The following is a 17,650-nucleotide window of genomic DNA, read 5'->3' on the forward strand; positions in this document are numbered from 1 at the left end:
GGGCCGGAACGCCGGTCCGCCACACCAGCCCCAACCTCGTCGTCACGGAACAGACAGACCAAGGAAGAAATGACTACCCAGGCTTCCGCGCCGCCCAGCACCAAGTCGCAGGCGCTGCGCTCGTACGACGTCGCCGACTTCCCGGCCCTCACCGGCCTGGAGGAGGAGTGGCGTTTCACCCCACTCAAGCGCCTCCGCGGCCTGACCGGTGACGTGCCGGCCAGCACCGGCGCGGTCCGGCACGAGTACGGCGACCTGCCCGAGGGCGTGGCCATCACCCGGATCGGCCGCGACGACGAGCGGCTCGGCAGTGTGCTGACCCCGGTCGACCGGGTCAGCGCGCTGGCGTACGGCGCCGCCGCCGACGCCCTGCTGGTGCGGGTGGCGTCCGACGCGGTGGTCGGCGAGGCTGTGCGCCTGCGCGTGGTCGGTACGGGAGCCGGGCAGCCGGCGTTCGGTCACACCTTCGTCGAGGTGGGTCGGTTCGCCGAGACGACCCTGGTCCTGGAGCACGTCGGGTCGGCCACGTTGGCCGACAACGTCGAGGTGGCCGTGGCCGACGGCGCGAAGCTGACGCTGGTCACCATCGCCGACTGGGCCGACGACGCGGTCCAGGCTCAGCACCTGAAGATCAAGCTGGGCCGGGACGCCAAGGTCATCCACATCCAGGTGTCCCTGGGTGGCGACCTGGTCCGGCAGTTCACCAGCGTGGAATACACCGGTCGGGGTGGCGAGGCCGAGCTGTACGGCGTCTACTTCGCCGACTCCGGGCAGCACCTGGAGCATCGGCAGCTGGTCGACCACTCCGTGTCGGACTGCCGCAGCTACGTCGGTTACCGGGGCGCCCTGCAGGGCGAGAGCGCGCACACCGTCTGGGTGGGCGACGTGCTGATCCGGGCCGAGGCGACCGGCACCGACACGTACGAGATCAACCGGAACCTGCTGCTCACCGACGGCGCGCGGGCGGACTCCGTACCCAATCTGGAGATCGAGACCGGCGAGATCGCCGGCGCCGGCCACGCCAGCGCGACCGGCCGCTTCGACGACGAGCAGCTGTTCTACCTGATGGCCCGGGGCATTCCGGAGAGTGAGGCCCGCCGGCTGGTGGTCCGCGGTTTCTTCGCCGAGCTGATCAACAAGATCCCGGTGGAGGCGCTGCGTGAGCGCCTCGGCGACGCGATCGAGGCCCGGCTGACCAAGGCGGGCGCCTGATGATCCGACTCTGCTCCACCGAGGACGTGCCGAAGGGCACCGCGATCAGCGCGGACGTCGACGGCACTCCGATCGCCCTGGTGCACGGCGAGGACGGCAACTTCTACGCCGCGTACGACGAGTGCTCGCACGCCTCGGTCGCGCTCTCCGAGGGGGAGGTCGACGGCTGCACGCTCGAGTGTTGGCTGCACGGCTCGCGCTTCGACCTGCGCACCGGTGAGCCGACCGGGCTGCCCGCCACCGAACCCGTTCCCGTTTACCCCGTCGAAGTCCGCGACGGCGACATCTACCTCAGCCTGACGCCGAGTAATGGAGTGACCCGATAATGAGCACCCTGGAGATCCGCGACCTGAAGGTGTCGGTCAAGCTGCCCGAGGGTGAGCTCAAGCCGATCCTGGCCGGCGTCGACCTGACCGTGAAGTCGGGCGAGACCCACGCGATCATGGGCCCGAACGGTTCCGGCAAGTCCACCCTGGCGTACTCGATCGCCGGTCACCCCAAGTACGAGATCACCGGCGGCACGGTGACCCTCGACGGCGAGGACGTGCTGGCCATGACGGTCGACGAGCGCGCCCGCGCCGGCCTCTTCCTGGCCATGCAGTACCCGGTCGAGGTGCCCGGCGTCTCGGTGGCGAACTTCCTGCGTACCGCGAAGACCGCCATCGACGGCGAGGCGCCGAAGCTGCGCACCTGGGGCGGCGAGCTGCGCGGCGCGATGGAGCGCCTCCAGATGGACCCGGCGTTCGCCCAGCGCAACGTCAACGAGGGCTTCTCCGGCGGCGAGAAGAAGCGGCACGAGATCGTCCAGCTGGAGCTGCTCAAGCCGAAGATCGCCATCCTCGACGAGACCGACTCCGGCCTCGACGTGGACGCGCTGCGCGTGGTCAGCGAGGGCGTCAACCGGGTCCGCGACACCGGTGACACCGGCGTGCTGCTGATCACCCACTACACCCGGATCCTGCGTTACATCAAGCCGGACTTCGTGCACGTCTTCGTGGCCGGCCGGATCGTCGAGCAGGGCGGCCCGGAGCTGGCCGACAAGCTTGAGGCCGAGGGCTACGAGCGGTACGCCGCCGGAGCCGGCACGGCCCGGGCCTGACCGAGAGAGGCGCTGCCGAGATGACCAGCATCGCGATCCCCTCGGGGATGCCGCAGTACGACGACGTGCCGCGTTTCGACGTGGCCCGGGTGCGCGCCGACTTCCCGATCCTCGATCGGGAGATCAACGGGCACCCGCTGGTCTACCTCGACAGCGCCAACACCTCGCACAAGCCCCGGCAGGTGCTCGACGTGCTCGACGAGCACTACGCGCGGCACAACGCCAACGTGTCGCGCTCGGTGCACACCCTGGGCACCGAGGCCACCGAGGCGTACGAGGGGGCGCGGGCGAAGGTCGCCGCGTTCATCAACGCGCCGAGCGTCGACGAGGTGGTGTTCACGAAGAACTCCACCGAGGCGATCAACATCGTGGCGTACGCCTTCTCGAACGCCTCGCTGCGTCCGGACGCCGACCCCCGGTTCCGGCTCGGCCCCGGCGACGAGGTGGTGATCTCCGAAATGGAGCACCACTCGAACATCGTCCCGTGGCAGTTGCTCTGCGAGCGGACCGGCGCGACCCTGCGCTGGTTCCCGGTCACCGACCAGGGGCGGCTGGACGAGTCGGGCCTGGAGGATCTGGTCACCGAACGGACGAAGATCGTCTCGCTGGTGCACATGTCCAACATCCTCGGCACGGTCAACGCCACCTCCCGGATCACCGCGCGGGCCCGCGAGGTGGGCGCGCTGCTGCTGCTGGACTGCTCGCAGTCGGTGCCGCACCTGCCCATCGACGTGGTCGACCTGGACGCCGACTACATCGTGTTCACCGGGCACAAGATGTGCGGCCCGACCGGCATCGGTGTGCTCTGGGGCCGGGGCGAGCTGCTGGCGGCCATGCCGCCGGTCTTCGGCGGCGGCTCGATGATCGAGACGGTCACCATGGCCCGCTCGACGTTCGCCGCGCCCCCGGCCCGGTTCGAGGCGGGCACCCCGCCGATCGCCGAGGCGGTCGCGCTCGGCGCGGCGGTCGACTACCTGACCGGCATCGGGATGCGGGCCGTCCAGTGGCACGAGAAGGAGCTGACGGCGTACGCGCTGGACGCCCTCGGCTCGGTGCCCGACCTGCGGATCTTCGGCCCGACCGTGCCCGTCGGCCGTGGCGGCACCATCTCGTTCGCGCTGGGTGACGTACACCCGCACGACGTGGGTCAGGTGCTCGACTCGCTCGGCGTGCAGGTGCGGGTGGGCCACCACTGTGCCAAGCCGGTGTGCAGCCGGTTCGGCGTCCCGGCCATGACCCGGGCCTCGTTCTACCTCTACACCACCACGGAGGAGATCGACGCTCTGGTGGCCGGTCTGGAGCAGGTGCGGAAGGTGTTCGACTGATGGTGCAACTCGACCAGCTCTACCAGGAGATCATCCTGGACCACTACAAGCGCCCGCACGGGCGTGGCCTACGCGACGCCGACGACCCGGGCGACCAGGTCGCGGAGGCGCACCACGTCAACCCCACCTGCGGTGACGAGGTCACCGTCCGGGTGGCCACCGACGGCACCGTGCTGCACGACATCTCGTACGACGGGATGGGCTGTTCGATCAGCCAGGCCTCGGCGAGCGTGCTGCACGAGTTGCTGCGCGGTCGGGGCGCCGGGGAAGCATTCGAGGTGCACGAGGCGTTCGTGGAGTTGATGTCCGGACGTGGCCAGGTCACGCCGGACGAGGACGTGCTCGGTGACGGGGTTGCTTTCGCGGGTGTGGCCCGTTACCCCGCCCGGGTGAAGTGCGCGCTGCTGCCGTGGATGGCGTTCAAGGACGCCGCGGCACGCGCCGGGGTGGGCGTGAGCCCGGAGGTGAAGGCGTGAGCGTGCGTCAGCGAGCGAATGACACCGTGGTGCCTGGTGGCATCACGAAGCGATGCGGAGGGACGGCATGAGCGAGCGTCAGCGAGTGAATCAGTGGTTCAACGCGTTGGTGCCTCATGGCGTCACGGAGCGAAGCGGAGGGACGGCATGAGCGAGAACACCGCTACCGAGGCGACGCCGGAGGCCGGTGACACCACCGCGGTGCCGCAGACCGACGCCGCGACGACCGATGGCGCCGGTGACGCCGCCGCCCCTGCGGGCGGCGTCAGCAAGGCGATGATCGCCGACATCGAGGAGGCGATGAAGGACGTCGTCGACCCGGAGCTCGGCATCAACGTGGTCGACCTGGGTCTCGTGTACGGCGTGCACGTCGACGACGAGAACGTCGCCACCCTGGACATGACGCTCACCTCGGCGGCCTGCCCGCTGACCGACGTGATCGAGGACCAGACCCGGCAGGCGCTCACCACCGGCCCCGGTGGTGGCCTGGTGAACGACATCCGGATCAACTGGGTGTGGCTCCCGCCGTGGGGTCCGGACAAGATCACCGACGAGGGGCGGGACCAGCTCCGTTCCCTCGGCTTCAACGTCTGACCCGATCCCGGTTCGTCGAGCGCGGTGCCCGTTCGGGCGCCGCGCTCGATCTGTTGTACGTCCTGTTGAACGTTGACGTGAATCAGTGGTGGAACGGATCGTTCCGGTCTGCTAGTCTGGTTGCAGAACGGAGCGGAACATTCCGTTTCACGAGTGGGTGGAGTCGCTCATTCGACCGGGTCGGCGGAGAGGGTCGCGACAATGAGCGAGATGGCAGCCGGGCAGTGGCGGATCGTGCTCGACGAGGCGCACACTGCGCTCCGGACGACCGCCGAGGCAATCCCGTCCGACGGCTGGGACCTGCCCACCCCGTGCGACCGGTGGACCGTCACCCAGGTCCTCCAGCACGCGACCGGCGACCAGATCGCCTTCACGGCGGCGATCGTCGGCGGGGCAGGCCCGCAGGAGGACCCGTTCGCACCCTCCGGTCGGATCGACGGTGACAAGCTGATCGGCCTGCGCGCCGCCCTCGACGCGTCCGCCCGCGCCTGGGCGGGCGTCGCCGACGACGACCCGCAGGTGCGTACGCCGCTGCCCCTGGGTGCGCTGTCGGCGCAGGTGGCAGCGGTCGCGTGCGCCCTCGACGCGGCGGTGCACGCCTGGGACATCGCGGTGGCCACCGGGCAACCGTCCCCGCTGCACGACCTGGCCCGCCCTCTGCTGGAGGTCGCCCGACGGATCGTCGAACCGTTGCGCGACTACGGCGCGTACGCCCCGGCGCTCGACGCCGGCGCGGAGGCCGACGACGTCAGTGCCCTGCTCTCCTACCTCGGTCGCGACCCCCAGTGGTCCGGAGCGCGGTCCTGACCGGCCGACCGACCCCCGCACCACCCAAGATCGCGCTCGATCATTGATGTAGTGGCCTCGATGCGTCGCCGAGGCCACTACATCATTGTTCGAGCACGATCTTGGCGCGGGGCGCGGGAAATTCGGTGGCGGGGGCGAGGTTCGGCGCGCAGGATGCGCGGGTGATTGAGGCGTACCCGATGCAGGTCCCTGTCCGTGCGGCGACTGCCGTGCGCCGACAGCGGCCGATTCGTGGACGCGCCTCGACCCGGCACCGACGACCGTGAGCGGGGCGTTTCTCGCCGGCCTGGTCGCCGGCTACGGCGTCGCCATTCCGGTCGGAGCGATCGCCATCCTCATTCTCGGGCTCAGTGCCCGTACCTCGTTCCGGGTCGGTGCGGCCGCGGCGCTCGCCGTTGCCACGGCCGACGGGCTCTACGCCGCGGTCGCCGCGCTCGGCGGGGCTGGCCTCGCCGATGTCATCGCGCCGGCCGCCGGGCCGCTGCGGGTGGCCGCTGCCGTGGTCCTGTTGGGGCTTGCCGGCCACGGCCTCTGGCGGACCTGGTCCGCGCACCGCTCGCAGCTGCCGCCGACGACCCGGACCGGGCAGGGCATGGGCACTCCGGCGCGGGCTTACGCGGCGCTGCTCGGGTTGACCCTGCTGAACCCGACGACGGTGCTGTACTTCACCGCGCTGGTGCTCGGCCGCCGGGACACGGCGGATCCGGGCGCGGTTCCGGTGGCGCTGTTCGTGGCCGGGGTGTTCCTGGCGTCGGCGAGCTGGCAGCTGCTCATCGCCGGGGGAGGCACGGTCGTCGGTCGAGCGCTGACCGGACCGCGTGGTCGGCTGGTCACCGGCCTGGTCTCCAGCGCGCTCATCGCCGCGCTGGCGGTGGTCGCGCTGCTGCCGGGCTGAGCGGCCACCACCCGGACGGGTCCGAGCGGCCGCGCGGTGCCGCCGGGCGACCCGAGCCGGCCCGGGTGCCGCCCGGCGGCCCCCGAGCCGGCCCGGAGTGCCGCCCGGCGGCGTCAAGGCGGTCCGGGATGCGGCGCGGCGCCCCAGGTCGGTCCGGGATGCTGCCCGGCGGCCCCAGGTCGGCCCGGGAGGCTGCCCGGGGGCCCGAGTCGGCCCGCCGTGCCGTACGGTCGGGCGGTGACCAGTCGACCCGCAGCCGGCGGAGGGCGGTGGGTCGAGGTCGACCCGGCCCGCGTCGGCCGCTGGGTCGAGGGTTTCGCCGACCGGCATGGCCCGCCCACCACCAGCGCGCGGGAGGACGGCCTGTTGCTGGCCGCCCCGGACGGGGCAACCGCCGAGCTGTACGCCCCACCCGGTGCGCCGGCCGGCACGGACGTGGCCGGGTTCGTGGCCGCCGCCGTGCTGCCCCGCCGAATCGGCCTGCTGCTGGCCCGCAAGGGCGCGGTGGCTCTCGGGGTGGCCGAGGGCGCCGATCTCGTGGTCTCCAAGGTGGACACCCGGTACGTGCAGGGGCGCACCGCCGCGGGGGGATGGTCGCAGCACCGGTTCGCCCGCCGACGCGACAACCAGGCGAAGGCAGCCCTGGGTGATGCGGCGGACCTGGCCGTACGGCTGCTGTTGCCGGAGGCGGCGACGATGGCCGCGCTGGTCTGCGGTGGTGACCGGCGGGCGGTGGACGGGGTGCTGGCCGACCGGCGGTTGGCCCCGCTCGTGCCGTTGCGGGCGCAGCGGTTGCTCGACGTGCCGGAGCCCCGGCACGCGGTGCTGGTCGCGGCGGTGAGCGCCGCCCGCGCGGTACGGATCCTGGTGCGCGACCCCGACTGACCTCGGCGGTCCCGGCGTGGTCGGCGGGGTCGGCGGGGAGACGACCGCCACCCGAAACGGGGTTCCCGGCCTGTTGCCCCGCCGGTGGTCGGAGGATGGGCACGTGGAGTTTCTGGTGGACATGGTGACGACGGTGCCGCCGGGCACGTCGGAGGACGAGGTCGCCGACATGCGCGCGCGTGAGGCGGCGCGCTCGGCCGAGCTGACGGCGCAGGGCAGTCTGCTGCGGCTGTGGCGGCCGCCGCTGGCGCCGGGGGAGTGGCGTACCTGGGGGCTGTTCCAGGCCGACGGCGCCGATGAGTTGGACGCCGTCCTCGCGTCGATGCCGCTGCGCGGATGGCGGCGCGAGAGCGTGACACCGTTGACGCCGCACCCGAACGACCCGGGTCAGCCGCCTCGTTGAGCCCGGAAGGACCCGCCGTCAGCAAGGAGATCGTCATGTCCGAGGCGCAGATTCTGCGTACCGTCCTCGACCGGTGGAAGTCGGCGGTCGACGCCCACGAACCCGATCGGGTCGCGGCGTGCTTCACCGACGACGCGATCTTCCAGGGGTTGCAGCCGTACACCGTCGGTCGTGCCGGTGTGGCCGCGTACTACGCCCACCAGCCGCTCGGCCTGACCGCCGCGTACGACATCCGGGAGATCCGCCGTCTCGCGGACGACCTGGTCCTCGGCTACCTGGAGGTGGAGTTCGGCTTCACCGACCGGCCGGCCCTGATGGTCAACCTCGGCGTCCTGCTGCGGCGGATCGACGACGACTGGCTGATCGGCCACTACCAGGTCTCGCGGCTCGCCTGACCCGTCCGCCCCGCTCGCCCCGGGCGGTACGGATGGCGACGGTGGCGGGAAGGGCACCTCACGAAGCACGTCGTGGCAGGCCCGCCGAGGGGCCTGCCACGATCGTTCACGACGTCAGAGCTGGTCGGTGCCGAAGGTGTCGCAGGTCTTCGGGTCACCGCCGCCGTAGCCCTGGGTGAACCAGCGCTTGCGCTGCTCGGACGTACCGTGGGTGAACTGGTCCGGGTTGACCTGCCCGCCGGAGCGTTCCTGGATGCTGTCGTCGCCGATCGCCTCGGCGGCCTGCACGGCCTCGCTGATGTCGGTCTGGGTGATCGACTTGAACAGCGGCTCCTGACCGGTCTTGTCCTTGCTCTCGGTGGCGTGCTTGGCCCAGGCGCCGGCGTAGCAGTCGGCCTGCAACTCCAGTCGTACGGACGCCGAGCGGGGGCCGCTCTGATCGCCCTGGCCGGCCTTCGCGTTGGTGCCGAGCAGGTTCTGGATGTGGTGGCCGTACTCGTGGGCGAGCACGTACGGCTGGGCGAACTCGCCCTTCGCCCCGAACCGGGACGCCAGCTCGTCGTAGAAGCTCAGGTCGATGTACACCTGCTTGTCGGCGGGGCAGTAGAACGGCCCGACACCCGAGTCGGCCTGGCCACAACCGGTGTTCACGGCGGCCTGGAAGAAGTTGGTGTCGGTCGGCTCGTACTTCCCGTCGCCCAGCTCCGGGTACGCCTTCTGCCAGTATCCCTGGATGCTGTTGACGTAGAGCAGGTTGCGGCAGCGCGCGTCGTCGAGCCGGTCGGGGTTCGCGGTGGAGCACAGCTGCTCCAGGTCGGTGCCCCCGGCCTGCCCGCCCTCGTCGCCGTTGGTCATGGCGTTGAGGCCGAACCCGCCGCCCAGCAGGGCGACGAGGACGGCGACCACGATGCCGATGATGCCGCCTCGGCCGCCACCGCCGGGGATGGGGATGCCCATGCCGCCGCCGCCCGATCCGCCGCCCCGACCCAGGTCGTTGGCCTGGGAGGTGTCGAGCTCGGCCCGCTCGTTGAGTTCCATGCTGACCCCGATCGCCGTATGCCGGTGTGAATGTCGTCTGTGTGTCGGTTCGTCGCGTAGTTGCCGGAGGGGGTCCGGACAGCCGTTCGGTACCCGATGATCTTGATCGGTAATCCGGGCGGACCGTCCGGAGGCGCCCGGTACACTTGTCGGGTGCTGCGCTGCGAAGGCTGAACCGCCCCGCGCCGTCGGGCCCCTCGAGCCCGCCGGCCGTTTCGCGTGCCCCGAGTCAGCCTTCCAGACCCCGAGAGCGAGCCCGCCAACATGATCACTGCCACCGGCCTGGAACTGCGTGCCGGTTCCCGCATCCTGCTGTCCGACACCACTCTGCGCGTCCAGCCCGGTGACCGGATCGGCCTGGTCGGTCGCAACGGCGCCGGCAAGACCACCACGCTGAAGGTGCTTGCCGGCGAGGGGCAGCCGTACGGCGGCCAGATCGACCAGCGCAGCGCCATCGGCTACCTGCCGCAGGACCCGCGCACCGGCGACCTTGAGGTGACCGGACGCGACCGGGTGCTCTCCGCCCGCGGCCTGGACGTCCTGATGGCGCAGATGCAGGAGATCGAGGCGCGCCTCGCCGAGGACACCGACGAGAAGCTGGTCCGTCGCTACGGCGCCCTGGAGGACCAGTTCGCCGCCCTGGGCGGGTACGCGGCCGAGGCCGAGGCAGCGCGCATCTGCGCCAACCTCGGTTTACCGGACCGGGCGCTCGCGCAGACCATCGGCACCCTCTCCGGTGGTCAGCGTCGGCGCATCGAGCTGGCCCGGATCCTGTTCCGCGACGCGGGCGAGAACGGCGGCGGCATCCTGCTGCTCGACGAGCCGACGAACCACCTGGACGCCGACTCGATCACCTGGCTGCGCGGCTTCCTCGCCAACCACAAGGGCGGCCTGATCGTGATCTCCCACGACGGCGCGCTGTTGGAGTCGGTGGTCAACAAGGTCTGGTTCCTCGACGCCACCCGTTCCGTGATCGACGTGTACAACCTGGGCTGGAAGGCGTACCTGGAGGCCCGCGAGACCGACGAGCGACGCCGTCGCCGGGAGCGGGCCAACGCGGAGAAGAAGGCCGGCGCGTTGATGGCGCAGGCCGACAAGATGCGGGCCAAGGCCACCAAGACCGTGGCCGCGCAGAACATGGCCCGTCGTGCCGAGAAGCTGATCTCCGGCCTGGAGGAGGTACGGGTCGCCGACCGGGTTGCCAAGGTCCGCTTCCCCAGCCCCGCGCCGTGCGGCAAGACCCCGCTCACGGCGACCGGCCTGTCCAAGTCGTACGGCTCACTGGAGATCTTCACCGACGTCAACGTGGCGGTCGACCGGGGCTCCCGGGTGGCCATCCTCGGTCTCAACGGCGCGGGCAAGACGACCCTGCTGCGGATGCTCGGCGGGCTGCTCACCCCGGACACCGGCGAGGTGCACGCCGGTCACGGCCTGCGGCTGGGCTACTACGCCCAGGAGCACGAGACGCTGGACGTGGAGCGGACCGTGCTGGAGAACATGCGGGCCGCCGCCGTCGAGCAGTCCGACACCGACCTGCGCAAGATCCTGGGCGCGTTCCTCTTCTCCGGTGACGACGTGAACAAGCCGGCCGGTGTGCTCTCCGGTGGTGAGAAGACCCGGCTGGCCCTGTCCACCCTGGTCTGTTCCGGCGCCAACGTGCTGCTGCTCGACGAGCCGACGAACAACCTCGACCCGGTCAGCCGGGAGCAGGTCCTCGACGCGATCGCCAACTACCCCGGTGCGATCGTCCTGGTCACCCACGACCCGGGTGCCGTGCTGGCGCTCAAGCCGGACCGGGCCATCCTGTTGCCCGACGGCGACGAGGACGCCTGGAGCGACGACCTGCTCGAGCTGGTCGAGCTGGCCTGACCGAGTCCGGTTCGGTTCAAGCTGGCCTGACCGAGTCCGGTTCGGGCTCGCCCGCCGGTCTCGGCCTGCGTTCAGCCGAGCAGGTCGACCAGTCGGCCGAGCACGCCGGAGCTGACCAGGATCACCACGCCGATGGCGATGAAGATCGCCGGCACCAGCCAGGCGCCGGCGCGCTCGACCAGCCGGACCACCCTCCGGTGCCCGCCCAGCCATGCCCCGACGGCGCACCACAGCGCGATCAGCAGCACGAAGACCAGCAGGAACACCGCGCTGTCGGCCACACCGAGGGCCCGGAATACGGGTACGTAGACGGCCACGTTGTCGGCGCCGTTCGCGATCGTCACCCCGGCCACGCCCAGCGCTCCGGTGACGACCGCCGGGGCCTCCTCCTCACCCGAGCCGCGCAGCGCGCGTACGCCCAGCGCGATCGGCAGCAGGCCGAGCAGCCCGGTCCACGGGTCCGGCACCACCAGGAGTCCGCCCGCTATCACCGCACTCGCTAACGCGAGCGCGCCGATGCCGAGGTATTGTCCGGCGACAATTTCCCAGGTGCGGGGTCGGCCAGCGGTGCGGGCCGCGACGAAGAACAGCGTCAGGATGACGATGTCGTCGATGTCGGTGGCGGCGAAGACCACGGCCGCCGCAGCTCCGGTGCTCAGCAGGTCGATCACGACCGAAGGCTACGGGTCGGCAGCCCGCGAGCGCCGAGCGGTGGTACGCCCGGACGCCACGACGGGGCCCGATCGTCAGGATCACTCTATCGGGAAACTGACATTGCATAGCGTGTCGGTTGGCGAAGAGTTGATATCTGGCGCATGATCGTTCGAGGCGGTCTAATAGGTGGGACCGTATCCGAACCGCACAGTCTGGGACGTGAGGACACAGCATGGCAGCCACTGGCACAGCCACCAGCACTGAGAAGGGTCGCCGGATCGTCGGAGCCGAGCGTCAGACGCTCGCCAAGGACCTGGTAAAGCGGTACACCTCGGGGGAGAGCATCCGCGCGTTGGCGGCCTCGACCGGCCGTTCCTACGGGTTCATCCATCGAGTGCTCACCGAGTCCGGGGTGCAGCTGCGTCAGCGCGGTGGTGCCCGGCGCCGCAAGAAGGCGTGACCCGCCCCTCAGCGTCGTGCACCAGCTCCGCTCCCCGGGACGTCCGGTGACCACCGAGGCGACCGGGGTTCGGCTGACTTGCGACGGGCCGGTCGCCACGGTGACGTTGTGCCGGCCCGACGTGCTCAACGCCCAGACGCCCGCGATGTGGCGAGCGATGAGCGACTTCTCCCGTGACCTTCCCGGCGACGTGCGGGTGGTGGTGGTCCGCGGTGAGGGCCGCGCGTTCTCCGCCGGCCTCGATCTCGCGGTGGCTGGCGCCTCCGGCCCGGGGTCGTTCGCCGAGTTGGCCACGCTGCCCGAGCAGGAGTGCGCCGAGCGCATCGCGGAGTTCCAGGCCGGTTTCACCTGGCTGCACCGGCCGGATGTGGTCTCGGTGGCGGCGGTGCAGGGCCACGCGATCGGGGCCGGCTTCCAGCTCGCGCTCGCCTGTGACCTGCGGGTGTTGTCCACGGACGCGAAGCTGTCGATGGCCGAGGTGACCCTCGGCCTGGTGCCCGACCTGGCCGGCACGAAGCGTCTCGTCGAGCTAATCGGCTACTCGCGGGCGCTGGAGATCTGTGCCACCGGCCGCCGGTTGGACGCCGCCGAGGCGGACCGGATCGGGCTGGCCACCCTGGTCGTGCCGCCGGCCGAGTTGGACGGCGCGGTCCGGGATCTGACCGCCGGTCTGCTCTCCGGGGCCCGCGACGCGGTGGTGGAGATCAAGGCTTTGCTTGCCGGTGCGGCCGGCCGGTCGCACGCCGACCAGCAGCGTGCCGAGCGGGAGGCGCAGACCCGTCGGCTGCGCGACCTCGCCGGCAGCGGAGAATAGGTAAGGACCGCACGGGAAGATCCGGGTTACGACTGAGGTTGTCACACTCGTCGGGAGAATTGGCCTGACGGTGCGGTCTGCCCGACAACCCGGAGGTGAGCGATGTCCAACCCGATGTCCGGCGGTGGCATGGCCGGGTGGAGCATGCTCCGGTCGATGCGCAACCGCGACGAGGTCTCCACCCACCGGCTCAAGCGCGGCGTGGCCCGCCGCATCGTCGCCTTCGCGCAGCCCTACCGGCGCGACATCGTCGTCTTCCTGGCCACCGTGGTGTTGGCCGCCGTCATCGGCGTGGCCACCCCGGTGCTCGCCGGCGACGTGATCAACGCGATCAACCGGGGCGGCACCGAGGCCGGCCGACTCGTGGTGCGGCTGGCCCTGTTCATCGCCGCGCTGGCGGTCGCCGACGCGCTGCTCTCGCTGGCCCAGCGGTGGTATTCCGCCCGCATCGGCGAGGGCATCATCTTCAACCTGCGCACCCGGGTCTACGACCACGTGCAGCGGATGCCGTTGCAGTTCTTCACCCGTACCCAGACCGGCGCGCTGGTCAGCCGGCTCAACAACGACGTGCTCGGCGCCCAGCGGGCGTTCACCTCGACCCTGTCCGGTGTGGTCAGCAACGTCATCCAGTTGGTGCTCACCGCGGCGGTGATGTTCACCCTCTCCTGGCAGATCACCGCGCTCTCCCTGGTGCTGCTGCCGATCTTCATCATTCCGGCCCGCCGGGTCGGTCGACGGCTGGCGGACATCACCCGCGAGGCGTACAACCTCGACGCCAAGATGAACGCCACCATGACCGAGCGGTTCGGGGTGGCCGGCGCGCTGCTGGTGAAGCTCTTCGGCCAGCCCGAGATCGAGGCACGCCGGTTCGCCGGCCGGGCCGAGCGGGTCCGCGACATCGGCATCCAGTCCGCGATGTACTCCCGCACGTTCTTCGTGGCGATGCTGCTGGTCGCCTCACTGGCGCAGGCGCTCACCTACGGCCTCGGCGGCTGGCTCGCGGTGACCGGCGGCGTCAGCGCCGGCACCGTGGTGACGCTGGCGCTGCTGCTCACCCGCCTGTACGGGCCGCTCACCGCGCTCTCGAACGTCCGGGTGGACGTGATGAGCGCGCTGGTCTCCTTCGACCGCGTCTTCGAGGTGCTCGACCTGACGCCGGGCATCGTGGAGAAGCCCGACGCGGTGCCGGTGCCCCGGAACGCCGGTCGGGTCGACTTCCGCGACGTGCGATTCCGCTACCCGAGCGCCGCCGAGGTCTCCCTCGCCTCGCTGGAAGAGGTCGCCACCCTCGACCGGACGGTCAACGAGCCGGTGCTCAAGGGAGTGTCGTTCAGCGTCGAGCCGGGGCAGATGGTCGCGTTGGTCGGCCCGTCCGGCGCGGGCAAGTCGACCCTGTCGATGCTCATCTCCCGGATCTACGACGTCAGCGACGGTCAGGTCCTCGTCGGCGGGGTGGACGTGCGCGACGCGACGCTCGCCTCCCTGCGGGACGAGATCGGTGTGGTCACCCAGGATTCGCACCTGTTCCACGAGACGATCGCCGAGAATCTCCGCTACGCCAAGCCGGACGCCACCGACGACGAGATCTGGGCCGCACTGGCCGGGGCGCAGGTGGCCGACCTGGTGCGGGCGCTGCCCGACGGTCTGGACACCACGGTGGGGGAGCGCGGCTACCGGTTCTCCGGTGGCGAGAAACAGCGCATCGCCATCGCACGCCTGCTGCTCAAGGCCCCGTCGATCGTGATCCTCGACGAGGCGACCGCACACCTGGATTCGGAGAGCGAGGCGGCGGTGCAGCGGGCGCTGTCGGTGGCGCTGGCCGGGCGTACCGCCCTGGTGATCGCGCACCGGCTCTCCACCGTGCGCGACGCCGACCAGATCCTCGTGCTCGACGACGGGCGGATCGTCGAGCGGGGGCGGCACGACGAGCTGGTCGCGGTCGGTGGGCTCTACGCCGAGCTGTACCGGACCCAGTTCGCGGTCGCCGACTCGCCCACCCCGTTCGTCGACGCGACCGGGCCCGAGCCGGTGGTCATGCCGTTGGGCACCTACCGCGCCGACGAGGTGCTGCCGCCCGCCGCCGCCAACTGACGGCCACGCGGGTTGATCGACTCGGGTTCCTGAAAGTCGCTGTGTCATGGTCACGTTGACAGCCCGACTTCCTGGAAGCCGAGTCGATCATCGGTCGGATGGTCCGACGGTTCGACGGTCCGGCAGATCGGTCGCCGCCCGCAGTTCGGCGAAGGCCAGGCCCAGGGCGACCGGGGTGAAATGCGCGTTCAGGCCGCTCGGGTTGGGCAGCACCCACAGCCGGGCGCCGGCCAGCGACTCCGGCTGCGGCCCGAAGGTGGCTTTCGGCCGCTGAAAACCGATCCGGTACGCGGTCACCCCCACCACGGCCACCCAGCGCGGCCGGTACCGGGCTACCTTGTCGGTCAAAATCGCCGCGCCGTCGAGGAATTCCTCGGTGCTCAGCTCATCCGCGCGGGCGCTGGCCCGGGCGGCCATGTTGGTGATGCCGAGCCCGAGCGCCGGCAACTCGTCCTGCTCGCTGGGGTGCAGCAGCCGCGGGGTGAACCCGCCCCGGTGCAGGGCGGGCCAGAACCGGTTGCCGGGCCGGGCGAAGTGCCATCCGGTAGCGGCCGACCACAGGCCCGGGTTGATTCCGACGAAGAGCACCGCCAGCCCTGGCGCGAGCACATCGGGGATGGTCCGGTCCACAGCCGCCGCCAGCTCCGCCCGGCTCGGCCGCGCTGTTCTGTCCGTGCGGGCCAGTCCGGCTGGGCCCGGTTCGTTCGGCCGGGCCGGTCCGTTCGCGCGGGCCGGTCCGTTCGCGCGGGCTGGTCTGTCCGCGCGGGCTGGTCTGTCCGCGCGGGCTGGTCTGTCCGCGCGGGCTGGCCCGTCCGCCAGGGCCGGTCCGTCCCGCCGGGTCGGTTTGTCCGCGCGGGCTGGTCCGTCCGCGCGGGCTGGTCCGTCCGGTCGGGTCGGTTTGTCCGCGCGGGCTGGTCCGTCCGGCCGGGTCGGTTTGTCCGCGCGGGCCGGTCCGTCCGGCCGGGTCGGTTTGTCCGCGCGGGCTGGTCCGTCCGGTCGGGTCGGTTTGTCCGCGCGGGCTGGTCTGTCCGCGCGGGCTGGTCCGTCCGGCCGGGTCGGTTTGTCCGCGCGGGTCGGTTCGTCCGCGCGGGTCGGTTCGTCCGGCCGGGCCGTGCTGTCCGCGCGGGCCGGTCCGTCCCGCCGGGTCGGCCGGGTCGGCGCGGGACGCCGCGCCCTGATCGACTCGGGTTCCTGGAAGTCGGGGTGTCCTGGGCGCGTCGACAGCCCGACTTTCTTGATGTCGAGTCGATCAACGGCCGGGGAGTCGGCCCCGGCCGGCTCGGGCGGCGTCACCGCGTGGGCGGGTCGGGGGTCATGGGGCGTCGCCGCGCGGGCGGATCGTCGGCGCTCGTCGGGGGTCACAGCCCGCGCAGCGCGCCGCCGTCGACCGGCAGCGTGATCCCGGTGAGGTAGCTGGCGGCGGGGGAGAGCACGAACGCGGCCACCCGGCCGAACTCGGCGGGGTCGCCGAGGCGGCGCAGCGGGATGCTGGCCTCCGCGTCGGTGCGGGCGCGGTCCGGGTCGCCGGTGGCGGCGAAGAGTTCCCGGTTGCGGTCGGTCAGGATCCGGCCGGGCAGCAGCCCGACCACCCGGACCCCGCGCGGGCCGTAGTCGTCGGCGATGTCCTTGGCCGCGCCGACCAGACCGGGCCGCAGACCGTTGGAGATGCCCAGGCCGGGCACCGGGCCGCGGGCCGAGGTGGAGAGCACCAGCCCGATCGCGCCGCCCTCGCCCAGCACGCCGGCGATCGTGCGGACCGCGCGGATGGTGCCCAGGAAGACGGTTTCGAAGGAGAGCCGCCACTGCTCGTCCGTGATCGCCGCGGCGTTGCCCGCCGGTGGACCGCCGACCGAGATCAGCGCGCCGTCGAGCCGGCCGAAGTGTTCCTGGGCGGCGGCGACGAGCTGCCCCGGGGTCTCCGGGTCGGCCAGGTCGGCGGTCAGCCCGACGGCGTGCTCCGGGCCGCCCAGTCGCTGCGCGGCGGCGGCCACCGCGTCCTGGTCCCGGGCGGAGAGCACCACCCGTGCGCCGTCGGCGACCAGGCTCTGCGCGGTCGCGTAACCCAGGCCGCGGGAGGCGCCGGTGAGGACGTAGACGCGGTCGCTCAGTCCGAGATCCATAACGGCGATCCTGCCGCATCGGGTGTGCCGTCGCCAGCAGAGGTGGGTGGTGCCGGTGGACGTGGGGCGGGGCGCAGCAGGCGTACCCGACCGGCGATCTGGACCGCCACGGCGCCGGCGGCGCGGCCCACCGCCGGCAACCGGCGCGGACGCGGCGCCCGACGCCCGTCGTAGCGCAGGCGTGCCTCCCGGACGGCCAGCTCCTCGGCGGCGGCCGGGGGGAGCGCCCGCCGGTCGTGCAGCGCGCGGGCCAGGTCCCAGCCGTCGCGCAGCGACCCGGCGGTGGGTCTCCGAGCGGCCCAGTCGGCGAAGGTCCTCGACCACCCGGCACCGAGACCGGCGGCGAGCAGTGGCCATTGTCGGGCCACCTCACTGGCCCGCTTGCGCAGCAGGGCCGCCCGGGTGGCGGCGAGCGGGCCCGGGGCGAACCCCGCCGGTGGCGCACCCCCGGCGACAAGCGCCGCGACCAGTTCGGCCTGCCGCTCGGCGAGCCCGCCGCGCGGCGCGGGCCCG

Annotated in this window: 20 protein-coding genes; 15 read left to right on the top strand and 5 right to left on the bottom strand. The window is 71.9% G+C overall.

The features are described 5' to 3' along the window. The first annotated feature begins 69 nt into the window (after positions 1 to 69). The 11 genes from sufD to AB0J33_RS28460 all read left to right on the top strand — a co-directional run bounded on the left by sufD (position 70) and on the right by AB0J33_RS28460 (position 8,091). Entirely contained in the window at positions 70 to 1,212 is a 1,143-nt protein-coding gene (gene sufD, locus AB0J33_RS28410) for a Fe-S cluster assembly protein SufD (RefSeq protein ID WP_363617701.1), read from the top strand. After that, positions 1,212 to 1,538 (top strand): non-heme iron oxygenase ferredoxin subunit, encoded by a 327-nt coding sequence (locus tag AB0J33_RS28415; protein ID WP_363617703.1) that lies wholly within the window; start codon positions 1,212 to 1,214, stop codon positions 1,536 to 1,538. Before sufD ends, AB0J33_RS28415 begins: the two co-directional genes overlap by 1 nt. Continuing rightward, complete coding sequence (gene sufC, locus AB0J33_RS28420; RefSeq protein ID WP_355594376.1) at positions 1,538 to 2,311, top strand: Fe-S cluster assembly ATPase SufC; 774 nt, start codon at positions 1,538 to 1,540, stop codon at positions 2,309 to 2,311. Before AB0J33_RS28415 ends, sufC begins: the two co-directional genes overlap by 1 nt. Before the next feature lie 20 nt (positions 2,312 to 2,331). Further along, complete coding sequence (locus tag AB0J33_RS28425; protein WP_363617706.1) at positions 2,332 to 3,636, top strand: cysteine desulfurase; 1,305 nt, start codon at positions 2,332 to 2,334, stop codon at positions 3,634 to 3,636. Positions 3,637 to 3,638: 2 nt separating this feature from the next. Further along, on the top strand, positions 3,639 to 4,112 hold the full coding sequence (gene sufU, locus AB0J33_RS28430; RefSeq protein WP_091403700.1) for a Fe-S cluster assembly sulfur transfer protein SufU: 474 nt from the start codon (positions 3,639 to 3,641) through the stop codon (positions 4,110 to 4,112). A gap of 147 nt (positions 4,113 to 4,259) precedes the next feature. Continuing rightward, the gene (locus AB0J33_RS28435; RefSeq protein WP_363617708.1) at positions 4,260 to 4,706 is read left to right on the top strand and encodes a metal-sulfur cluster assembly factor; all 447 of its coding nucleotides are present in this window, start codon (positions 4,260 to 4,262) and stop codon (positions 4,704 to 4,706) included. Positions 4,707 to 4,907: 201 nt separating this feature from the next. After that, on the top strand, positions 4,908 to 5,513 hold the full coding sequence (locus AB0J33_RS28440; protein WP_363617710.1) for a TIGR03086 family metal-binding protein: 606 nt from the start codon (positions 4,908 to 4,910) through the stop codon (positions 5,511 to 5,513). A 262-nt stretch (positions 5,514 to 5,775) separates the two neighbouring features. Next, positions 5,776 to 6,408: a LysE family transporter gene (locus AB0J33_RS28445; protein ID WP_363617712.1), complete on the top strand. Its 633-nt coding sequence runs from the start codon at positions 5,776 to 5,778 to the stop codon at positions 6,406 to 6,408. Positions 6,409 to 6,645: 237 nt separating this feature from the next. Further along, positions 6,646 to 7,293, top strand: coding sequence for an acVLRF1 family peptidyl-tRNA hydrolase (locus AB0J33_RS28450; protein ID WP_363617714.1), 648 nt, complete (start codon positions 6,646 to 6,648; stop codon positions 7,291 to 7,293). 103 nt (positions 7,294 to 7,396) lie between these two features. Then, a complete protein-coding gene (locus tag AB0J33_RS28455; protein ID WP_363617716.1) occupies positions 7,397 to 7,696 on the top strand; it encodes a muconolactone Delta-isomerase family protein in 300 nt (99 codons plus the stop codon). Between the two features lie 35 nt (positions 7,697 to 7,731). Next, a complete protein-coding gene (locus AB0J33_RS28460) occupies positions 7,732 to 8,091 on the top strand; it encodes an SgcJ/EcaC family oxidoreductase (RefSeq protein ID WP_363617718.1) in 360 nt (119 codons plus the stop codon). A gap of 114 nt (positions 8,092 to 8,205) precedes the next feature. On the opposite strand, the gene AB0J33_RS28465 is transcribed toward AB0J33_RS28460, so the two are convergent. Continuing rightward, positions 8,206 to 9,129, bottom strand: a complete 924-nt coding sequence (locus AB0J33_RS28465; protein ID WP_363617720.1) for a neutral zinc metallopeptidase — start codon at positions 9,127 to 9,129, stop codon at positions 8,206 to 8,208. 264 nt (positions 9,130 to 9,393) lie between these two features. Between AB0J33_RS28465 and AB0J33_RS28470 the strand changes: the two genes are divergently transcribed. After that, complete coding sequence (locus AB0J33_RS28470; RefSeq protein ID WP_363617722.1) at positions 9,394 to 10,998, top strand: ABC-F family ATP-binding cassette domain-containing protein; 1,605 nt, start codon at positions 9,394 to 9,396, stop codon at positions 10,996 to 10,998. Positions 10,999 to 11,069: 71 nt separating this feature from the next. Here AB0J33_RS28470 and AB0J33_RS28475 read toward each other — a convergent pair whose 3' ends face one another. Beyond that, entirely contained in the window at positions 11,070 to 11,669 is a 600-nt protein-coding gene (locus AB0J33_RS28475; RefSeq protein ID WP_363617724.1) for a cadmium resistance transporter, read from the bottom strand. 215 nt (positions 11,670 to 11,884) lie between these two features. Between AB0J33_RS28475 and AB0J33_RS28480 the strand changes: the two genes are divergently transcribed. The 3 genes from AB0J33_RS28480 to AB0J33_RS28490 all read left to right on the top strand — a co-directional run bounded on the left by AB0J33_RS28480 (position 11,885) and on the right by AB0J33_RS28490 (position 15,017). Further along, entirely contained in the window at positions 11,885 to 12,112 is a 228-nt protein-coding gene (locus AB0J33_RS28480) for a helix-turn-helix domain-containing protein (protein WP_007462679.1), read from the top strand. Between the two features lie 46 nt (positions 12,113 to 12,158). Beyond that, on the top strand, positions 12,159 to 12,926 hold the full coding sequence (locus AB0J33_RS28485; RefSeq protein ID WP_363617726.1) for an enoyl-CoA hydratase/isomerase family protein: 768 nt from the start codon (positions 12,159 to 12,161) through the stop codon (positions 12,924 to 12,926). A 114-nt stretch (positions 12,927 to 13,040) separates the two neighbouring features. Further along, positions 13,041 to 15,017 carry an ABC transporter ATP-binding protein gene (locus AB0J33_RS28490; RefSeq protein WP_363617759.1) on the top strand — a complete coding sequence of 659 codons (1,977 nt, stop codon included), beginning with the start codon at positions 13,041 to 13,043 and terminating at the stop codon, positions 15,015 to 15,017. 87 nt (positions 15,018 to 15,104) lie between these two features. On the opposite strand, the gene mug is transcribed toward AB0J33_RS28490, so the two are convergent. The 3 genes from mug to AB0J33_RS28505 all read right to left on the bottom strand — a co-directional run bounded on the left by mug (position 15,105) and on the right by AB0J33_RS28505 (position 17,607). Then, the gene (mug, locus tag AB0J33_RS28495) at positions 15,105 to 15,701 is read right to left on the bottom strand and encodes a G/U mismatch-specific DNA glycosylase (protein WP_363617761.1); all 597 of its coding nucleotides are present in this window, start codon (positions 15,699 to 15,701) and stop codon (positions 15,105 to 15,107) included. A gap of 674 nt (positions 15,702 to 16,375) precedes the next feature. Continuing rightward, positions 16,376 to 17,137, bottom strand: coding sequence for an SDR family oxidoreductase (locus tag AB0J33_RS28500; protein WP_363617728.1), 762 nt, complete (start codon positions 17,135 to 17,137; stop codon positions 16,376 to 16,378). Continuing rightward, positions 17,122 to 17,607: a hypothetical protein gene (locus tag AB0J33_RS28505; RefSeq protein WP_363617763.1), complete on the bottom strand. Its 486-nt coding sequence runs from the start codon at positions 17,605 to 17,607 to the stop codon at positions 17,122 to 17,124. Before AB0J33_RS28505 ends, AB0J33_RS28500 begins: the two co-directional genes overlap by 16 nt. Positions 17,608 to 17,650: the final 43 nt, after the last annotated feature.

The organism is Micromonospora sp. NPDC049645 (genome assembly GCF_040675155.1).
Lineage (GTDB): Bacteria > Actinomycetota > Actinomycetes > Mycobacteriales > Micromonosporaceae > Micromonospora.